Annotated in this window: 19 protein-coding genes; 4 read left to right on the top strand and 15 right to left on the bottom strand. The window is 33.9% G+C overall.

Going from position 1 to position 20,135, the window contains the following annotated elements:
- Positions 1–148: 148 nt before the first annotated feature.
- The gene (locus ACODSB_RS20765; RefSeq protein WP_488938421.1) at positions 149–1,051 is read right to left on the bottom strand and encodes a LysR family transcriptional regulator; all 903 of its coding nucleotides are present in this window, start codon (positions 1,049–1,051) and stop codon (positions 149–151) included.
- Between the two features lie 59 nt (positions 1,052–1,110).
- Between ACODSB_RS20765 and ACODSB_RS20760 the strand changes: the two genes are divergently transcribed.
- A complete protein-coding gene (locus tag ACODSB_RS20760) occupies positions 1,111–2,082 on the top strand; it encodes an alpha/beta fold hydrolase (protein ID WP_488938420.1) in 972 nt (323 codons plus the stop codon).
- 69 nt (positions 2,083–2,151) lie between these two features.
- Here the strand turns inward: ACODSB_RS20760 and ACODSB_RS20755 are convergent, their stop codons facing one another.
- Together ACODSB_RS20755 and ACODSB_RS20750 are read right to left on the bottom strand one after the other, a co-directional pair.
- Positions 2,152–3,723, bottom strand: a complete 1,572-nt coding sequence (locus tag ACODSB_RS20755; RefSeq protein ID WP_488938419.1) for a Na+/H+ antiporter — start codon at positions 3,721–3,723, stop codon at positions 2,152–2,154.
- A gap of 4 nt (positions 3,724–3,727) precedes the next feature.
- Positions 3,728–4,621, bottom strand: a complete 894-nt coding sequence (locus tag ACODSB_RS20750; protein WP_488938418.1) for a helix-turn-helix domain-containing protein — start codon at positions 4,619–4,621, stop codon at positions 3,728–3,730.
- Positions 4,622–4,801: 180 nt separating this feature from the next.
- Between ACODSB_RS20750 and ACODSB_RS20745 the strand changes: the two genes are divergently transcribed.
- Positions 4,802–5,782, top strand: coding sequence for an aldo/keto reductase (locus ACODSB_RS20745; protein ID WP_488938417.1), 981 nt, complete (start codon positions 4,802–4,804; stop codon positions 5,780–5,782).
- A 473-nt stretch (positions 5,783–6,255) separates the two neighbouring features.
- Here the strand turns inward: ACODSB_RS20745 and ACODSB_RS20740 are convergent, their stop codons facing one another.
- From ACODSB_RS20740 to ACODSB_RS20705, 8 genes are all read right to left on the bottom strand, one after another.
- Positions 6,256–6,801 carry a YceI family protein gene (locus ACODSB_RS20740; protein WP_488938416.1) on the bottom strand — a complete coding sequence of 182 codons (546 nt, stop codon included), beginning with the start codon at positions 6,799–6,801 and terminating at the stop codon, positions 6,256–6,258.
- Between the two features lie 11 nt (positions 6,802–6,812).
- Complete coding sequence (locus ACODSB_RS20735; RefSeq protein ID WP_488938415.1) at positions 6,813–7,163, bottom strand: cytochrome c; 351 nt, start codon at positions 7,161–7,163, stop codon at positions 6,813–6,815.
- 11 nt (positions 7,164–7,174) lie between these two features.
- A complete protein-coding gene (locus ACODSB_RS20730) occupies positions 7,175–8,017 on the bottom strand; it encodes a DUF5777 family beta-barrel protein (RefSeq protein ID WP_488938414.1) in 843 nt (280 codons plus the stop codon).
- Positions 8,018–8,019: 2 nt separating this feature from the next.
- Positions 8,020–8,415 (bottom strand): OB-fold protein, encoded by a 396-nt coding sequence (locus tag ACODSB_RS20725; protein ID WP_053472340.1) that lies wholly within the window; start codon positions 8,413–8,415, stop codon positions 8,020–8,022.
- A 229-nt stretch (positions 8,416–8,644) separates the two neighbouring features.
- A complete protein-coding gene (locus ACODSB_RS20720) occupies positions 8,645–9,562 on the bottom strand; it encodes a COG4315 family predicted lipoprotein (protein WP_488938413.1) in 918 nt (305 codons plus the stop codon).
- Positions 9,563–9,890: 328 nt separating this feature from the next.
- Entirely contained in the window at positions 9,891–12,338 is a 2,448-nt protein-coding gene (locus tag ACODSB_RS20715; protein WP_488938412.1) for a carboxypeptidase-like regulatory domain-containing protein, read from the bottom strand.
- 84 nt (positions 12,339–12,422) lie between these two features.
- The gene (locus tag ACODSB_RS20710) at positions 12,423–13,322 is read right to left on the bottom strand and encodes a FecR family protein (protein WP_488938411.1); all 900 of its coding nucleotides are present in this window, start codon (positions 13,320–13,322) and stop codon (positions 12,423–12,425) included.
- Positions 13,323–13,371: 49 nt separating this feature from the next.
- On the bottom strand, positions 13,372–13,887 hold the full coding sequence (locus ACODSB_RS20705; protein WP_053472336.1) for an RNA polymerase sigma factor: 516 nt from the start codon (positions 13,885–13,887) through the stop codon (positions 13,372–13,374).
- Between the two features lie 197 nt (positions 13,888–14,084).
- Between ACODSB_RS20705 and ACODSB_RS20700 the strand changes: the two genes are divergently transcribed.
- The gene (locus tag ACODSB_RS20700) at positions 14,085–15,110 is read left to right on the top strand and encodes a hypothetical protein (protein ID WP_488938410.1); all 1,026 of its coding nucleotides are present in this window, start codon (positions 14,085–14,087) and stop codon (positions 15,108–15,110) included.
- A 67-nt stretch (positions 15,111–15,177) separates the two neighbouring features.
- Here ACODSB_RS20700 and ACODSB_RS20695 read toward each other — a convergent pair whose 3' ends face one another.
- The 4 genes from ACODSB_RS20695 to ACODSB_RS20680 form a co-directional block, all read right to left on the bottom strand.
- The gene (locus ACODSB_RS20695) at positions 15,178–15,831 is read right to left on the bottom strand and encodes a hypothetical protein (protein ID WP_488938409.1); all 654 of its coding nucleotides are present in this window, start codon (positions 15,829–15,831) and stop codon (positions 15,178–15,180) included.
- Between the two features lie 10 nt (positions 15,832–15,841).
- Complete coding sequence (locus tag ACODSB_RS20690; RefSeq protein ID WP_488938408.1) at positions 15,842–17,305, bottom strand: glycoside hydrolase family 30 protein; 1,464 nt, start codon at positions 17,303–17,305, stop codon at positions 15,842–15,844.
- A gap of 27 nt (positions 17,306–17,332) precedes the next feature.
- Positions 17,333–18,328, bottom strand: coding sequence for an L-glyceraldehyde 3-phosphate reductase (gene mgrA / locus ACODSB_RS20685; RefSeq protein ID WP_488938407.1), 996 nt, complete (start codon positions 18,326–18,328; stop codon positions 17,333–17,335).
- A gap of 211 nt (positions 18,329–18,539) precedes the next feature.
- Positions 18,540–18,980 (bottom strand): GlcG/HbpS family heme-binding protein, encoded by a 441-nt coding sequence (locus ACODSB_RS20680; RefSeq protein WP_256635960.1) that lies wholly within the window; start codon positions 18,978–18,980, stop codon positions 18,540–18,542.
- Between the two features lie 300 nt (positions 18,981–19,280).
- Here ACODSB_RS20680 and ACODSB_RS20675 point away from each other — a divergent pair, with 300 nt between their 5' ends.
- The gene (locus ACODSB_RS20675) at positions 19,281–19,862 is read left to right on the top strand and encodes a Crp/Fnr family transcriptional regulator (RefSeq protein ID WP_053472331.1); all 582 of its coding nucleotides are present in this window, start codon (positions 19,281–19,283) and stop codon (positions 19,860–19,862) included.
- Positions 19,863–20,135 lie beyond the last annotated feature (273 nt).

Below are 20,135 nucleotides of genomic sequence, written 5' to 3'. Positions count from 1 at the left end.
TTTTAGAAATAAACCTCATAAATAAGGGGGTATTAGTTCTAATTCTATAACAAGTTAATGATTTTGGTCACTAAAAAAAACTTTTTTATGAACTATTTGGCTGTATTTCCTTCTCTATTTATTTTAAAAGGAAGTCAAGGATCAAAGTTTAAACTGCTGCAGGTTCTCTGTATTGTTCAATAAAAGCATTTAGGGCTTTAGAATGGAGCTCTTCATTTCGATAAATTAATAAAGTTGTCATCGTATTTAACTCCTTGCTTACCGGAAAAGTTTTTATATTCCTGCCGCTGTAATAGGTATTAATTACTTCTTCTGGAAGAATGCTGATTCCTAAACCTGCTTCAACAAAATTGATAATTCCTTCAATAGAATTAAGTACGGTGCTTTTGTAACGTGTGATTCCTTTTGAGCTTAACCAGGTTTCAAGTCGGGACCTAAAAACACAGCCTTTTTCAAAAACTACAATTTTTAAAGGATCTTCTTTAAGAATATCTTCTAATTTATTTGTTCCCGGTGGAGAAAGTATAAGAAGCTTTTCGTTGCGCACAACTACTTGTTCCAGTTCTGGAATATTTATAGGCGCTATAACAAATGCGGCATCGAGCTTATAATTTAATACATCATGAACAAGTGTCGATAATGCGGCAGAATGAAACTCGAGTTCAACCGCCGGATAACTTTCGCTGAAACTATTAATAATATCAGGTGCTTTTAAGGCCATCGTAGTTTCAATACAGCCAATACGTACCGTTCCTCCAATTTGATCTGAGTTCTGAATATCATTTTTTGCATCGTTCAGCAGATTGCCTATTTTCTTCGCATATTTTAATAATGTTTCGCCGGCTTCCGTAAGTACAACCTTTCGGGAAACTCTTTTGAAAAGTTCGGTTTCAAATTCTTCTTCCAGACTTTTTATGCGTGCCGTAACATTCGATTGTACGGTAAAAGTAGCTTCAGCAGCTTTTGTAAAGCTTCCGAGTGTTGCGGCAGCTTCAAATATTTTAAGATCATTACTATTCATAACATCATTATTAGTGATTAATATGATCATAACATATCATATTTAGATATCAAAAATACAAAGTAAATTTGTATCAAACAATTGAAAATATGAAAAACACAATTAAATCTACAGCGCTAATATTAACATTAACAGCGCTATCGGGAATAGATGTAAATGCACAAGAAAAATCTTCTGCAGCAAAAAGTAATACTGAAATTCAGACAACACATTTTAATACCATAAAGGTAGACGGACTGAATATTTTTTATCGTGAAGCGGGACAAAAAGATGCTCCAGTTGTATTATTGCTTCACGGATATCCAACTTCATCGCATATGTATAGAAACCTGATTCCTATTTTAAGTAAAAAATACCGTGTGATTGCTCCGGATTTACCTGGATTTGGTTATTCTGATGCGCCAGATCATACGAAGTTTGATTATACTTTTGATAATTTGGCTAAAACAATGCAGGGTTTTATTGATCAGCTTGGTTTAAAACGTTTTGCGATTTATGTTTTTGATTACGGAGCGCCAACTGGTTTTAGACTTGCTCTGGCTAACCCGGAAAAAATTACAGGGATTATATCTCAAAACGGAAATGCTTATGAAGAAGGTTTAAGCAACGAATGGAATCCAATTCAGAAATATTGGAAAGAGCCAACTCAAGCGAATCGCGACGCACTTAATATTTTTGTTTCTAAAGAAGTTACCCAATTTCAATACTTTCACGGAGTAGCGGATAAAAGCCTTATTGCTCCCGAAACTTATACTTTGGACCAGCACTTTTTAGATCGACCTGGAAATGTTGAAATACAGCTTGATCTTGTAAAAGATTACAGAACTAATGTGGCGCTTTACCCAAAATTTCAGGAATATTTTAGAACTAAAAAACCAATGATATTAGCTGTTTGGGGAGATAAAGATCCTTATTTTTTACCTGCCGGAGCAAAAGCGTATAAAAAAGACAGCCCAAATGCAGAAGTAAAATTTTATGATACCGGACATTTTGCGCTTGAAACACATGTAAACGAAATAGGGAATGATATTTTAAAGTTTCTTGCTAAACTTCCTAAGTAAGGCGAAATAACTTTTTAGTCTTAATAAAAAAACAGCCTCTAATTGGGCTGTTTTTTTATTATATAAATCTTAAAGATATCGCAGTTTTTCTTCTTCAATATCCAGATAATGCATTTGTCTGCGAATAATGGATTCGTCTAAAGTCTGATCTTCTTTATTTCTGTTGATGAGCCATTGTCTCTGCTGATTTAATAAATCTAGATAAATATGTTTAAGATCCTGACTTATCGATTCATCATCAATTCCTTTAATATGCTGTTCCCATTTTTGAATAAGATGCTGCAATGAAGTGTTATTTTCTACCTGACCTTCATAATTTGTCTTTAAATAATGTAAAGCAAATTCGGCTAATTCTTGTCTTATTTGATGATAAGCCTCTTCACGAGGTACATCGTAGATATTAGGCAGTTTAATTTTTCGGATAAAATAAGGAAGCGTTAATCCCTGAATCAACAAAGTCAAAAGAATCACAATAAAAGTGATAAACAAAATAAGATTACGCTGCGGAAATCCGTTGCCATTATTCAAATAAACCGGAATTGATAATGCTGCGGCTAATGATACAACGCCGCGCATTCCTGTCCAGCCCAGAATAAAAGGCGTTTTGTAACCGGGATGTCTTCTGTCTGCAACGGTGATAAAATTTCGGGCAATTAAAGTGACAATTACCGCACCGTAAGATGATATCATTCGGCTTACAATCAAAACAAGCGTAATTAATACGCCATATACAATTGCGGTTAAAAGACTTACGCCTTCAAGACCTTTTGTAATTTGAGGTAAATCTAACCCAATCAGCATAAAGACCAATCCGTTTAAAATAAAACATAAACTTTCCCAGACATTTACACCTTGTATCCGCGATCTGCTGCTCAAAAAACGATGTCTGTTATTAGACAAAAGCAACCCACAGCTTACAACCGCCAATACTCCGGAACTATGCACTTCTTCTGCAGCGAGATAAATAATATAAGGTGTTAATAATGACAGGACAATATCAGCATTCGCATCAGTTGGTAAATATTTATGCGCTTTCATAAAAAGCCAGCCAATTAATAAACCAATGGCAACACCGCCAAAAATCATCCAGCTAAAACTTATTGCTGCTTTGTAAAATATAAACTGCTCGGTCGCTACGGCAATCATCGCAAATCTGAAAATAATAAGGGAAGATGCGTCATTCAATAAACTTTCGCCTTCTAATATGGACGAAATGGTTTTGGGAACTTTAACAAATTTTAAAATCGCTCCGGCACTTACGGCATCCGGCGGCGAAACAATTCCGCCCAACACAAAACCTAATGCTAATGAAAATCCGGGAATAATATAATTAGCCACTAATGCGACAGAAAGTGCCGAGATAAAAACGACAATAAAAGCAAAACTTGTAATAATTCGCCGCCAGCGCCACAACTCTTTCCATGAAATTGTCCACGCCGCTTCGTATAATAGCGGAGGAAGGAAAATAAAAAAGATAAGCTCCGGCTCAATGTTTATCGCGGGAATGCCCGGAATAAAACTAATCACTAATCCTGCCAATACTAAAAGTACAGGATAAGCTACTTTTATTTTATTGCCCAGCATAATGAGCAATAAAATGATAATTAAAAGACCGAGATAAAATGGAAAATCGTCCAGCATTCGTTTAGTTTAGGTTTCTATATTCAATTGGTGTGTAACCGGTATTCTTTTTAAACATTCGGTTGAAATGCTGCGGATATTTAAACCCTAATTCTGAGGCAATCTGACTAACTGATTTTTCTGCATCGAAAATTCGTTCTTTGGCCAGATTTATCAATTTAAGATGAATGTGTTCCTGAGCCGATTTCCCTGTTTCTTTTTTGATTAAATCTCCAAAATAATTAGAAGAAAGATGCAAATGGTCTGCAAAATAGCCAACTGAAGGCAAACCGGAATCTTGTGCCATTTCTGACTGAAAATAATCGTTTAACAAATTCTCAAACTTGGATAAAATATCAGAATTGATGTTTTCGCGGGTTATAAACTGTCTGTCATAAAAACGCACGCAATGATTTAAAAGCAAATCAATCGTATTACTTATAATATTTTTACTGTGTTTATCAATAGACTGGCTTAATTCGTAGTCTAATTTACTGAATAAATCTTTTATAATCTGCTGTTCTTTTAAAGATAAATGAAGCGCTTCGTGCGAATCATAAGAAAAAAACGAATATTGATTTATATTTTTAGCCAGTGCAGTTCCTTTTATCAAATCAGGATGAAAAAGCAATGTTAAACCTGTCGATTTATAATTGTCTGTATTATTAACTTCGAGAACTTGTCCGGGTGCTACAAAAAGCATTGTGCCATCATCGTAGTCGTAATTATTACGTCCGTATTTTAATTCGCCGCAATGACCGGCTTTTAAAAATACGGCATAAAAACCAAAGTGCAAACGCGTATTGTTAGGTAATGCGTTACTATTAGAATTATCAAAAACACTAATTAAAGGATGCTGCGTTTCAACACCTTTTAACTGATTGTACTGTGAAACTTGTTCGAGTTTTAATTGGTCCATGATGTATTTGAAAAAAAATATCTACACAAATATACTATTCAGATTCTTAATAACTTAGCGTGATTATTCAAATCAGTAAAAATGGTAATAATAGCAGTAATCTGTATTATATACGACTGGTTTTATTGAAGGAAATTTGTACTGTTAAAAACAACAATAAACTTTTATATAAATAAAATTATGGAAAAGAGAATATTAGGAACACAAGGATTAGAGGTTTCTGCATTAGGGTTGGGCTGTATGGGATTGAGTTTTGCTTATGGTACAGCGTTAGATAAAGAACAAGGAATAAAATTAATTAGAGAAGCATACGAACAGGGAATTACTTTTTTTGATACTGCCGAAGCTTATGGTATTGCCAATGAAGAATTGGTAGGAGAGGCTCTGGCTCCGTTTCGAAAAGATGTTGTTATTGCAACTAAATTTGGTTTTAAAGGCGGACAGGCCTTTAACGGACAAGACAGCCGACCAGAAAATATCAGGGCTGTTGCCGAAGAATCTTTAAGACGTTTAAAAACAGATGTTATTGATTTGTTTTACCAACATAGAGTAGATCAAAATGTACCAATTGAAGATGTTGCCGGAACAGTTAAAGATTTGATTCAGGAAGGAAAAGTAAAATATTTTGGAATGTCTGAAGCGGGTGCAACATCAATTAGAAAAGCGCATGCCGTTCAACCAGTATCAGCTTTGCAAAGTGAATATTCTATTTGGTGGAGAGAACCGGAGTTAGAAGTTTTACCGGTATTAGAAGAATTAGGAATTGGTTTTGTGCCGTTTAGCCCATTGGGAAGAGGATTTTTAACTGGAGCAATAACTGAAAGTACCAGTTTTGAAGCGACAGATTTTAGAAATAATTTACCTCGTTTTAGTGAAGAAAACAGAAAAGCCAATCAAAAATTAGTTGATTTATTGTCTGCAATTGCTTCTCAAAAACAAGCAACTCCTGCACAAATTGCATTAGGCTGGCTTTTGGCTCAAAAACCATGGATTGCTCCAATTCCGGGAACAACAAAATCACACCGATTAACAGAAAATATTGGCGGCGCTTCTATTTATTTATCTGTAGAAGATGTGAAAAAAATCGACGATGCTTTTGCTCAAACTACAATACAAGGAGATCGATATCCTGCTCAGTTGCAGCAAACAGTAGGGAAATAATCTTTTGAAAAAGGGCTGTCTCAACTTTTGAGACAGACCCTTTTATTTTATATATTTTTTGTTCCGTAGGAACATTTCATAGGTAGAAGATTATATTGTTATCATGGTTTGCGTTCCGTAGGAACGTTTGAATTGCATCATTTTTTAATAATCTAGCATATTAAGAGGCTGTCTCAAAAGTTGAGACAGCCTCTTTTTATTTTACATGTTTATTTGTTCTGTAAGAACATTTCATCGGTAGAAAAATTATATTGTTTTAATGGATTACGTTCCGTAGGAACGTTTGATTTCGATATTGTTTTTTAATAATCTGATCTGTCAAACGTTCCTATAGAACGCAAATGTTGCTGATCTTTATTTTTTTCTACCTACGAAACATTCCTAATGGAATGATAATTGGATATAATAAATTATAGATAAAGGGCTGACTTTTGAGACAGCCCCATAACTAACAACCATGAACTAAAAAAGTATTACATTTTTGTAAGCGGCAGGTTAAAATTCACTTTTATTTTATCGGCCACTTTTTTAGACACCAGTTTTGGAATTTGAATATCAAAATCTTCTGCTTTTACTTCAAAGTTTCCAGTTAAGGTAATCTTGTCATCAGGCTTTGAAATTTTGGCATTTGTCGTTACTTTTTTTGTTTTTCCGTGCAGCGTTAAATCTCCCGAAATCTTTACTGTTTTGGCTGTCGCTGAAAGTTTAGATGCATCAAAATCTTCAATTTTTCCTTTAAATGAAGCTTTAGGAAATTTATCTGATTCTACATAATTTTCATTAAAATGCTCTTCCATTAAGGCCACTTTAAACCGAAATCCTTTCATAAGTGTTAACACCGCAATATCTCCCGTTCCTGAATCTAAAATGGCCGATGTGTTCTTGTTTTCTGCTGCCACTTCTTCAAAAGAATCAACAGAAGCTTCAAACTTTAGGTTTCCTGTTTTTGTTGCATATTTTTGTGCGGAAACATGAAATATTCCAGCCAATAAAAATAGCAGTACAATTCGTTTTTTCATTTTCTATCGATTTAATTTTCTAATAATCCGTCCGTACTCCATTGTAGAATTGTATTGATTTTATCCTGAGACATTCTTCCTGCTTTTGGCATTTGTCCCGGAGTTCCATTTTGACGCTGAATTCGGTCTATCAAATTCGTATTTAAAGTGGCGTCTTTCACCTGAGCATACGTTTCTAAAGGGATAAGCTGGGACTCAGAATTATGGCAGGCAATACAGTTTGCATCAATGATAGATTTCACATTGGCGTTGTAGGTAACGGGGCCTGTTATAACTTCTGATTCTTCCAGACTTTCATAAGTAGTAGATTCGCAGCTGTATAATGATAATATAATGCCAGATAAGAAGATAAATTTTTTCATATTGTATACTTTTAAAAAACTCTATATAAATTAAATCCAAAGAAAAAATCGCCTTTTCCCCAATCACCGGTTGCATTGGTCAAGTAGCCGCTCTCCGTCATAGATTGTGAATTGGTAAAAATCAACTGAAAAATATGACCGCCGGTTTCTATGTCCAGGCCAACAGATAATGGATTGTTATAAAAGTCAGGTTTATTGAAATTTTCACCATATTCAAGATTTAAAGAAAGTCTTTTGGTTAATTTTAATCTTCCGCCCGCACTTAAAGTAAATTGATTATCATTTTCATTATCCGGATTATATAGATTTTTATGGATATAAGAAGGGGCTAATTCAAGTGATAATTTATCAGAGAATTTTCTTGAAATCAAAAGCTGATTAATATAGGTTAATCGGTCAGAGAATTCAATTTTAGGATAATCATCTTTTTTTAATCCGCTGTTAATATCAATTGTATTGTAACCCACAATGTCAAACGGGAATTCGTCGTTTTGTCTCGCTAATCGATATTTAACCGATGTTTCGTAAATTTTCAAAAGTGTATGACGTGATGCACTTACAGAAAGCCAATCGGTTACACCATAAATTCCGCCAATTTTTGTCGTGGCATCATCAAAACCAAAAAACTCAGAGATTCCGCCTTTTACAGAACCAAATCGATGCGATATAACAATATAAAGCTCTTTTTTGGCCGCCATTTTTGTCGACTGCAATGTTATAATCTGCAGACCTTTAAAAGTGGCAGTTGCGTTTTTATCAACTACTTGTGTTGAGTCCAGACTGGAAAGTAAATCTTCTTGGGCATTTGCACATAAGCAGATTAAAAAGCTGGCTATTAAGAATATTTTTTTCATATTTAGTTTTGTTGTATACTGCATTGATCCAATTTTACAACTCCAAATAAATCATCAAAACCTATACATCTTCCTTTTATATTGATTGGTTTATTGGTGAAGTTCGTTTTTACTATTTCATTCATTTTACAAAATACTTTTCCGTCAATTACCATTGAAGAATCAGTAACTTCTGTGGCTGTTCCTTCAATTTCAATTGTTTTATTTAAGTATTTTGAATCTGCCTGCAAAGCGTTTTTTGCATAGTGGTTTTCTAAGTTTTTAGCAGAAATGGTAAGTATTGATTTTTCATTATTGATGTCTCTGGCATCTTTGTAAATAATGTTTTGGTAGATATAGTAAGGACCAAAACTTACCAAAAGCAGTACGATTAAAATCGTGATTTTTCGTTTGTTCATGTCAATTTGGGATTTAAATTTTACAGCAGTTTACCAGAATTTATTATGTATTGATTTTTTATTTAACACATAATAACATTGATTTTATACTTAAAAAGGATAAAAAAGAAACTCGTTTCTTTCACATAGTAAGCGCTGTGAATTTTAAATAAATGAAACGCCTTTTTAAGAATCTAAAATCTATGTCCCTATGTGTTGAAATTAATTTACACTCAGTAGGTAAATTATGTTATGGCGCAACCGCAGCCACAATATCTTTTACAGGAACCGGCCAAACACCAGGAGCAGGGAAACTAATTCCTTTATTAGCACCTCTTACATTTGCATCTTGTCCAAAATAGTATAAAGGCCATCCGTTGTAAACCAATTGAGATTTACCAAATACAGTAATAACTGAGAATTTAGTTTTATCAAGAGTAGAAGGAACTACAATTTTGTCTGTCTCATATATTGGCCAAACTGCATTGTTAGAAAAATCTTCTTTTGTGTAGTTGTTTTTGTTGAATTTATCGTTTTTAAAAGTGTACAGCGTAATACCTTTAGCATCTGTAAAGTAAGTTGTAGCACCGTCTCCAACAGTATAATCTGATTTGTAGTTTTTACCGTCATGCCCCACAAGCTGGCTTCGAACAATCATGATAGAATAATCTGGTTTTGCGATAAACCAAATACCGCCAATTCCGTCCCCGCCTGTTTTTCCGGCAGCTTCAGGAGTATTAGTTACATTTCCATATCCATCATCTCCAGAACTTGGGGAGTAATAGTATAAAGGCCATCCTTTGTAAGTAACTTGTTTTTTTGTGCCAACAGTAACAGTTCCAAAATCTGATAATGATAATCCTGCACCCAATTTATCTGCAGTTAAATTATCTAAATAAAATGGAGGCCAAACTTTTTCACAGTCACCAGTACAAGATACTTGTCCTTTTGAATCTGTTGAGAAAAAATATAAAGATCTTCCGTCTTTATCTACAAGGTAAGAACCTAATGTAGTGCTTGTAGCAAGGCTGACCTCTTTTTTAACTTCTGGAGTTGGCGGGTTATTATTTCCACCATTGTCTCCACTATCTCCACTGTCACTACTGCAGCTTATAAAGAATGTTGTAATTACAAGGGCCGCAGCGAATTTAAGTTGTTTTAATTTCATCGTTTTTTAATTTAAGTTATTTTGATATTGATAAGGGAATTGAAACTTTACAGAAAATTGTAAAGTGTTTTGTTTTAAAATTCTACATCAGGAAATCGTGCTTTAATGAGCATTTTGTTTCCTGTTTTAGTTTATGCTACGAAGAGTCATAAATAAAATAGCCTTCGTGGTATTTTTTGAAGTTTTGTAAGGCGGTCATTTTTATTTTTTTGATAGGGTTCAATAGTAAAACAGCCTTGATGTAGATTACCCTACCAAAGAATTGAAGTTTTTGTAAAAAAAAATGAAAAATTAATGTAGGATTTTTTAAATCCCGACTTGAAGAAAATTAGTAGGAAACCCTAAAACTCACGTTTGGAGTTCTTTGCAGTGAGAAAGTCTCGACTTCTTCGATAGAATTTGTCAACGAACTTACTCTGTAATATTCGCTGATTTCGTTTCTTCTGTTTAAAATATTTAAGATAGAGATCCCTAATTTGTATTGAATGCCATTAGCTGTTTCCCATTTATAGGTTGAAGAAAAGTTTACCTGCGAAAATATATGCAGATTATCACTGTTTGGCTTACGATAAATTAAAGTAGGATTTGAAGGATCGATTTGTGTATTATCAGGAGAAGTTTTTGGCCTGCCCGAAGTCCATTTTGTGCCCAGAGCAATTTTAAAATTGTTTTTCTCATAAATACCTGCCCATGATGCTGTGTGCATTACCTCAAAATTGTTAGGGAAAATTGGGTATTCGTAATTAGAAAAATGATAATTATTATGATTATACGTATAACTTAACCAGGTCAAAAAGTGGTTCATTTTTTTTTGAATCAGCATTTCGGTTCCCCAAACCTCATAATCGCCCGTAGTTTTAACAAACTCTAACTGGTTTTGAAATCCCTGGCTTGAAGTTGTAATTCCGATTACTTTTTTATAAAAATTTTCGATATCAAAAAGCCAGTCATTTTTTATATAAGATAAATTTAAAGACAACTGTCTGCTTTTTTGAATAGGAATTGTGGAGTTATTAGAAATAATCCAGCGTCTTTTTTCAATTCCGAAATAATCCTTTTGTAAATCAATTATTTGCTGTGAATTTTGGCTTTTTAGTTCGCCTAGTAATTCTGCATTTAAACTTTTGCTAATGCCGTAACTAAACTGCGCGCGCGGTTCGATAATATATTTTTTGAACTTTTCGATATAATTAATTCGGCTTCCGGCCTTAAAATAGATTCTCGAAATGGTATCGTTGTATTTTACTTCTGCAATTAAAGCGTGGGTTCTCAAAACGTCTTTTACTTTACGGTAGAAATCCGGATTTGTAACCTGCTCTAAATTAGTAACACCAATTTCATTAAACTGATACCCATCGTTTATGGTAAATTTAGAATTAAGGATATGATTATTTTCTAAATTAACTCCGTTATTGTTCACCGTATTTTCCTGAATTACAATTTGACCTTCGCTGGTAGATTGATTCGCGCGAAGCTCGTAAGCAGAATTGTAAATATTAATTTTAGTGGTATTAAAGCTGTTCCAGTTTCGTTTCCAGGACAAATTTCCTCCATAATTTTGCTGACGTAAAATATTGTTTTCAGAACTGTTGATGTCGTAAACTTTTGCACTTTGAAAAACTTCCAGATTATCTTTAATCGTAATAAGATCTAAAACGATTTGATCTTTAAGTCCTATTTTTTGAGCGTATTTTAGCGTCGCATCATAAAAACCGAATTTCTTGTCGCTGTGATAATCGACATTTTGTTTATCTGAAAAATCAGTTATAGTAGTGTTTTGAAATACTTTATTGAAATACTCTTTATAAGTAGGAGTTTCTACAAAATCAGTGATTGATTTACGTGCCGAAATCTCAATATAACCTTTTGGTGAAATATTGTATTTTCCGTAAACATCAGCATTGATCATATTTAATCCTGCGCTAAACGAGTTTTTTTCAGCCGTTTCCGGAGTAGAAGAAATTGCTACAACGCTCGATACACTTTCTCCATAAAAAGCAGAACTTCCGTTTTTATAAATAGAAATTGTATGGGCCAGATTAGGATTGAATGCCGATATTAAACCAAAAAAATGTCCCGTTTGAAACATTCGTATACCATTCCATAAAAATAAATTCTGGTCGTGTGTGCCGCCGCGAACGTTAATGCTTGAAACACTTTCGTCAATACTGTTTACACCCGGAATTTGCTGCATGGTCTGCAAAGCATCGGGCTCAATAAGTCCGGGAAGAATACCAAATTTTTTGGGTTTAATTTCGAAAGATCCGTCTTTGTTTTTTGAAATCCCCGAAGCCAAAATAGCATTCGCCTTAATTTCCTGAAGCTGCATGATTTCTGGTTCTAAAAATAGTTGGAGACAATCTTTAGAGTCCGTATTTGTTGCAGTAATTTTTTTTGTTACAAATCCTACGTGACTAATTACGAATGTATTTTTGTCTTCTTTTGTAAACTCAAAATAACCGTTTGCATTTGTTGTAACCTGAGTTTTGTTAGACAGATTAATATTGGCGTTTTCAATTGGTTTTTTATCCGTATTAGAAAAAACATAACCGCAAATTAGCGGTTCCTGATTTTCTTTTTTATAAATATTAATGAATTTGTTGTCGATGTTTTCAAAAGATAAATGGGTTTTTTGGGCCAGGTATTCCAGCTTTTCGACTAAAGAAAGTGATTTTTTTGGCGGAATTAATTCCAGTCCGGCAATATTATTTTCGGTATAATTAAAACTGACCTGATGCTGCTGTTCAATTTCAAGTATGATTTTTTTAAAAGGCATAAGTTTTCCTTTGTCCTGAGCAAAAGCATTCAGGACAAGTAAAAACAGAAGAAACAAAAAATGAAATTGTTTGGGGAGCAACATTTATTTTTCGTCAAAAATTATTTTATTTTCTGAAGCTTTTTTAGCTTCTAAATGATAAGTTGTACTAATAATCTGCAAGGCTGTGTTTAAATCGTTAGCAGGTAATTTCCCTGTAAATAATGATGTTGTATCTTTTGTATTTAATTCAATTGTAATGTCATATTGTCTTTCAACTTCGTCAAGAATGCTTCTGATATTTTCTTTATAAAAAGCGATTTCATTGCCTATCCATTCTGGCTGCGTTAAACTTACAACCGTCTTAATTTGTTTTCCGTTTTCAAAACTAACGCTTTGTCCGTGCGTTAATAAAATTTGAGTATGTTCATAATTTACTTTTACACGTCCTTCAAAACACACTATATCAAACCTGTTTTTTCTGGCTTTTACATTAAACTGAGTTCCTAAAACCGTTACTTTCCCTAAATTAGTTTGTACTTCAAATTTTCGGCCTTTGGCTACTCTGAAATAAGCTTCTCCTTTTAGTTCCAGATGCCTGTTGTTGTCCCAGTTCCATTTTTTATAATTTATTTCAGAACCGGAATTTAATACCACTTCAGAATTATCAGGTAATGAAAAAGTAGTCTTTTTTCCAAAATCTGCTGTTTCTGTCTGCGGTACTAAAACCTTCATTGCAAACGTAATCCCAAGTGCCAGAACAAATATGGCCGCCGCTCTAAACGCCCATTTTTTGTATAGCGGAACTACTTTTGGAGCCGCTTTTTTCTGACTTAAAATGTTCGACAGCATCGCATTTTCGTCCAAATCACCTACCTCTAAATGAGCTGTATAATCTTTTATTTTTCGGTATTTTTCAAAATCGGGACTTGCTTCAAATTCAGCCAATTCATCCGGAGATAAATCATCGTTGAGCCATTTTGCTAATAAGCGATCTTTTTTCATTGTACTGTACTATATTATTAAAACAATTAAAACTAAATTTACCCTACTTTTATAAATCAATTTCTTTACGCAGGCTTAATAAAGCGAGATGAATGCGCTTTTCTACTGCCTTTACGCTGATATTTAATTCTAAGGCAATTTCGCTGTATTTTTTTCCGTCAATTCTGTGCATTAAAAAAGCTTCACGCTGTTTTTCGTTCAGATTTTCTATGGCTTTTAAAAGTTTAGCCTGAAATTGTTTTTCTTCCAGAATATATTCGGGACTTTCATTTGTCTTGTCTAAACCCGTAAAGTTTTTTTCATATTTCAAAACCACTTTCTGGTGTGCAATTTCGTTGAGACTGCTGTTGTTAGCAATGGTATATACGTAAGATTTTGCTTTTTCCAACGGTACAGATGCACAATTTTGCCAAAGTTTTACAAATGCTTCCTGTGCCACATCTTCTGCCTGATTGATATTGCCAAATTTGTAAAAAAGAAAATTTCGAAGTGCTTTTACATGACTTTTGAAAAAAGACGAAAAAATTATTTCATCGCAAGTATCTGATTGGTTCTTAGTTGGCATTTATATTTGTGATTGGTATGATGCAAAAGTATTTGTTTTTACTTTAAGTAGGGTAAAAGCAATGCAGATTGTTTTATAGTAGTATGAAATGAAATTTCGTATGATAATTAAAAATGAAAAAACAATTCAAACTCCTTGATCAAGAATTTATTAAAAAGCAGTTTCTTAAATTTTATTACCTTTGTAAAAATATAAATATGTTCCCTTTTAAAAAATATTTATCACTAGCAGCAGTTTTCCTGCTTTTGTTATCTTGTCAAAATGAATCGCCTGACGATCAGGATAATAGTGGACAAGGAACAATTACAAATGCTTCTCCGCTTACTTCTTATCTGCAAAGGGTTGCTATGGTGCCAACCGTGCAGGATAATGTAATTGACGGTTCTACTTATTGTACTATAAAACTACCTTATACGGTTACTGTAAATAATACTCAAATTGCCGTTAATACTACTGCCGATTATCAAAAAGTAATAGACAATATCAATGCAAATAATTATGATGACGATATTGTAAAAATAGATTTTCCGGTAACGATGGTTTATTATAATTACATCCAAAAACTGATTCCGAATGAAGCTGATTTTGATTCTCTAATTGATTACTGGAATCAATATCCTGATCTTTTATCTAAAATTAACGGACTAAATATCAATTATCCTATAACAATAAATATTTATAACAGCGCTAATCAAATAGGAAGTTCCCAATCAATTATAAGCGATCAGGCCTTTTTTAATTTTATTAAAAATTTGAATGCCAGCCAGTATATTTCTTTAAAATATCCAATTTCGATAGTTGATTATCATGGTCAAACGAGAACTATTAACAATAATCTGGATTTCGAAAATGCTATAAAATATGCGATTGATTACTGCCCGGAAAATAATATTGTAACGCTTGATTTGAATGATGTAATTACAAAAGGTTCCTGGGATATTCCGTATTATTTTGATGATTCTGAGAAAACTTCGTCTTACAGTGGTTATTCCTTTGTATTTAAAAACGATAATTCTGTAGTGGCAACAAAAGCGGGAGCTTCAGAAACAGGCCAATGGGAAAGCAGCGTACAAAATAATGTTAGGGAATTAAAACTGACTTTCAGTTCAGCGTTATTAAGTAAATTGAACAACAGCTGGAAATTGTTTGAATTTAATAATTCGCAGATTAGATTGCGCGATGTAAGCAGCAGTACCAATTATCTTTACTTTGAAAAGTTATAAAAAAAATGACCGCACAATTTGGTTTGAATCATGCGGCCAAATCAAGTTAACTAATCATAAATCATTATTAATTGGGCGTAAAGGTCAAATAATCTAAATTCATATTACCGTTTTCTACGATATGTAAAGTGAGCAATTGCTTTCCTTTTTCTAATTTAATTGTACCAATATTTTCAGAACTGTTCCAATGATGCCATTGTCTCCAGGCAACAGGATCTTTATCATCGTGCGTTGAAATAATTTTCATGTTTCCGGTGGCATCTTTTCCGTTTACAGCAATAGCAATTGTTCCATCGCCGTTTGCCGTATATAAAACACCAATTTTATAAGTGCCGGATTTTTTAACCTCAACCGTATAATTAATCCATTCTGTTGGCTGCGTCCAGCCTACGTAAAGCTGTTTTATCTTAATCGGAACTTTGGTATAAGCCGTATCGTCAATACTGTCTGTTTTGGTATACGAAATATCAACACCTTCTTTTAATCGGAATTCGTTTAACGGATTTCCGTTTACCGGATTCAGTTTTCCGCTTCCGTTATTAACGGCATCCGTATCGTGATAAGCAACGCCTTCGCCTCCCAAATCATAAAATTCGCATTCTATTTTTCCGGGAATTTGTTGTGTCTTAAAAGGTTTTGGCTTTTCAGCCGATGTTTGAGCAAATGTTGAAAAACCATTCATCAAAACGAAAGCATTCAGAAATAATAATACTTTTTTCATAATGTGATTTTTAGCGTATTTCTAAAGTTGCAATTGAATGCGCCAAACTCGTGATTTTTGAAGCTTTTCCTTTTATCCATAGAAAATATTCTACGTCATTATCAGTTTGGTTCATCACCACAACTTCAAGATTATTATCCTGATTTACAAAAGCAGTCGACAACAATTTATTACTGCTCGAATTACAAGCTACGCGTTTTGCACCCGGTTTAATGAATTTAGAAAAATGTCCTAAATAGTAATATCCGTTCGTGTAAATCAGCTTTCCGGTTTTTAAATCAGCGTGAATAGGCGACATGCAAAAGTTTTGAACGTGATTTGGTCCGCCTCTTTCATCCAGTAAAATATTCCAGTCTGTCCAGGCAACCGTTCCAATGTTGAAATCGTTAATCATCGACATTCCGTATTTTTCACCATAACTCCATTCCGTTAATAATTTTTGGTCAAAATCAGCAGCACAGCCTTCCGTAAGAATAAGAGGTTTGTCTGGAAAAGCTTCTGCAACGCGGCGTTCGCCTTCAAAGTTCATTCCGTTTTTCATCCAGTCTTCGTACCAGTGATATCCAACTCCCCAAACATATTTTGCAGCATCTTTATCTTCTAAAACAGTACTAACACGCTGATACATTAAATCACGATTGTGATCCCACATAATCAGTTTCTTTTTAGACATTCCGGCTTTTTGCATCGTTGGCCCAAGAAAGTTTTTTATAAAATCACGTTCTTCTTCGGCTGTAAAGATGCACGATTCCCATTTTTGAACCGCCATTGGTTCGTTTTGAACGGTATAACCCCAAATAGGAATTCCTTTTTTTTCGTATTCATTGATGAATTTTACAAAAAAGTTAGCCCAGCTTTGGTGATATTCCGGTTTTAAAGTTCCGCCCTGCAAAACATTATTATTGGTTTTCATCCACGCGGGCGGACTCCAAGGCGAAGCGTATAAAGTTAATTTTCCTCCGGCTTTTGCAATCGCTTCTTTAATCAACGGAATTCTGTATTTTCTGTCGTGGCTGATATCAAAGGTTTTTAAATCTTTATCACCTTCCGCAATATAACTGTAAATATCACTTGAGAAATCACAGCTTTGCATATTCGTACGCGCCAGAGTATAACCAATTCCTTTGTCTTTATCGTAATAAGCCGTCAGGATTTCTTCTTGTTTATCTTTTGGAAGTGCATAAAAAACTTCTGCGGAAGCGTCAGTAAGTGCACCGCCAATTCCAAGCAGAGTTTGATAGGTTTTTGAAGGATCAACAAAAACAGAAGTTTCTTTTTCTGTTGGCTGAGGTTTGTCAAAAAACGATAAAGTTTCGGTTTTTGTTAATTTATTATCCGTGTTTTTTGCCGTTACAAAAACCGTTACACTTTTATAATCGGATGCTTTAGTCTGCTTTTTCTGCGCCGTTAAACTTGCCGTCAGAAACCCCGATAACATGATGGTCAGGCATGTATTGATTTGGTATGTTTTCATAATTATGGTTAAATAGTTAGTATCGTTTTATGCTAGAATGTTATCAATTTTCTGAAGTTCATCTGCAGAAAAAGCTGTGTTTTTAAGACATCCAACAGAATCTAAAACCTGTTCTGGTTTGCTTGCGCCAATAATAACCGAACTGATACGTTTGTCTTTTAAAACCCATGATAATGCCATTTGTGCCAGACTTTGTCCGCGTTCTGATGCCATTTCATTTAGCAGACGAACTTTTGCAATATTTTCAGGAGTAATCACATCTTCTTCAATTGCTCCGTTTCCGCGATGTGCGTTTGCTCTTGAATTTTCAGGAATTCCGTTTAAATATTTATTCGTAAGAAGTCCTTGTGCCAAAGGAGAAAAAGCAATGCCGCCAACTCCGTTAGTTTCCAAAACATCCAGTAAACCTTTTTCAATTGTACGTTCCAGCATCGAATATTTCGGCTGATGAATTAAGCAAGGTGTTCCTAATTCTTTCAAAATTTTAATTGCATTTTGAGTTTCTTCCGGGCTGTAGCTCGAAATTCCCACATAAAGTGCTTTTCCCTGACGTACAATTAAGTCAAGTGCTGCCATAGTTTCTTCTAATGGCGTATTTGGATCTGGTCTGTGGTGATAAAAAATATCAACATAATCTAATCCGAGGCGGGAAAGACTCTGATCTAAACTCGCAACTAAATGTTTTTTTGATCCCCAATCGCCGTAAGGGCCATCCCACATAGGCCATCCAGCTTTGGTAGAAATCACAAGTTCATCACGGAAAGGTTTGAAATCTTCTTTAAATAATTGACCAAAAGTCTGCTCTGCAGATCCCGCCGGCGGACCATAATTATTGGCCAAATCAAAGTGACTTATACCATTATCAAATGCAGTATGCAATATTTTACGGGCGTTTTCGATATTGTCAATCGCGCCAAAGTTGTGCCACAACCCAAGAGAAAGGGCAGGAAGCATTAATCCGCTTTTACCGCTGCGGCGGTATTCCATTTTTTGATATCGGTTTGAATCAGGTGTGTAACTCATATTTTTATTTTAATTGCTTTTTCTTTGGGTGTAATTTATTTAAACACATAGAAACATAGTTTTTATAAATCTAAAAAGGCATTTCACTTGCATTAACAAACATAGTCTATGTGTAAATGATGTGTCATTTATTTTAATCTTTTTATTTAAATACTATAAATCTATGTTTCTATGTGTTTAAAAAAAATGTTACAGTTAAACGAGTTGGTTATTATATTTTTTTGAATGCTTTTATTACAATTTCTAAATCGCTAGTGCCTCTAAAACCACTAAAACCAACAGAAAGTTTTGTTCCGTCAGATAAAGTTAAAGGTTGTCCGCCCTGCCAGCCAATAAGATCTGGGGCTTCAATTCCGTTAGCGTTTTCATCTACAATATTATTAAAAACCAATTTTTCATAATCTCCCGTTTTTACTCCGGTAAGCCAAACCTGACTTGCTTTTGTCCACGCAATTTTATACGATTGTCTTTTTCTGGCTTTATCATTTCCGTACATGCGTCCGTAAACGGTTCCTTCTTCGTCAATAATACATACGGCTACATTTCCGTTTGAAATTACTTTGTCTTCCTGAACGTCCATGTAACTGGGGATCAGATCTTCAATAGCCAATAAAGCTAAAGCAATTCTTAAGTGTAGAATTTGATCATTCATTATTTTGATTTATAAAATGTTAGGGATTTCAAAGATGAAATATTTTGTTTCCTAATTTCTTAAACTAGATCAAGAAATTATAATAAATAAAAATTTTATTAAACACATAGAAACATAGTTTTTATATTCAAGTTGAAAAAGATTAAAATAAATGACATCATTTGCACATAGCCTATGTTTGTTAATGCAAGTGAAACGCCTTTAACAATAACAAAACCTATGTTTCTATGTGTTTAAATTATTACATTCAATGAGTTAAATAAATCATCTTATATTTACATCTTGTAAATCAGTAAAACAATGTTTCAAAAAATACGAGAATATCTTTCAAGGTCTGTCCGCCTTTCTGAAAAAGAGATTAAAATTTTTGAAAACAGTCTGGAATTGAGACTGGTTCCGAAAAAAACAATCTTACTGCAGGCTGGCGAAGTATGCAATTTTGAAGCTTATATTAATAAAGGCTGTATTCGCGAATATTTTATTGATGATGCAGGAATTGAACTGACGCTGCAATTTGCAACCGAAGATTGGTGGGTAAGTGATATTACGAGTTTTGAAGACCAGATTCCGAGTGATATGTATATTGAAACGCTTGAAGACTGCGAATTATTGGTTTTAACCCGTCAGTCTAAAGAAAATTTGATTAACGAAGTTCCGCAGTTAGAAAGAATGTTCCGTTTGATGATTCAAAGGCATTTATCGAAATTGCAAAAGAGATTGTTTAAAACCGTTTCTTCAACGGCAATGGATCAGTATATTGAATTCGTTACGCGTTATCCAACAATTTCGCAAAGGGTTTCTCAGCAGTATATTGCTTCTTATTTAGGAATTACGCCTGAATTTTTAAGCAGATTACGTGCGAAGCATTTGAAGAATGGATGAATTTAGATTTGAAAAACAATAAAAAAGGGCTGTCTCAAAATCGAAACAGCCCTTTTTAAATTTATATATTTCTTTGTTCCGTAGGAACATCTCGTCGGTAGAAAAATTATATTATTATCACCGTTTACGTTCCGTAGGAACGTTTGATTTAGACATCATTTTTTAATAACCTAACATATGAAACGTTCCTACGGAACGTAAATACGGTCAATCGTTATTTTTTTTCTACCGATGAAACATTCCTAACGGAATGATAACTGAATATCAAAAAGT

This window comes from Flavobacterium sp. FG68 (assembly GCF_057808895.1).
Note: the sequence above shows the minus strand (reverse complement) of the source record. Positions and strands in the feature narration are given on the sequence as shown.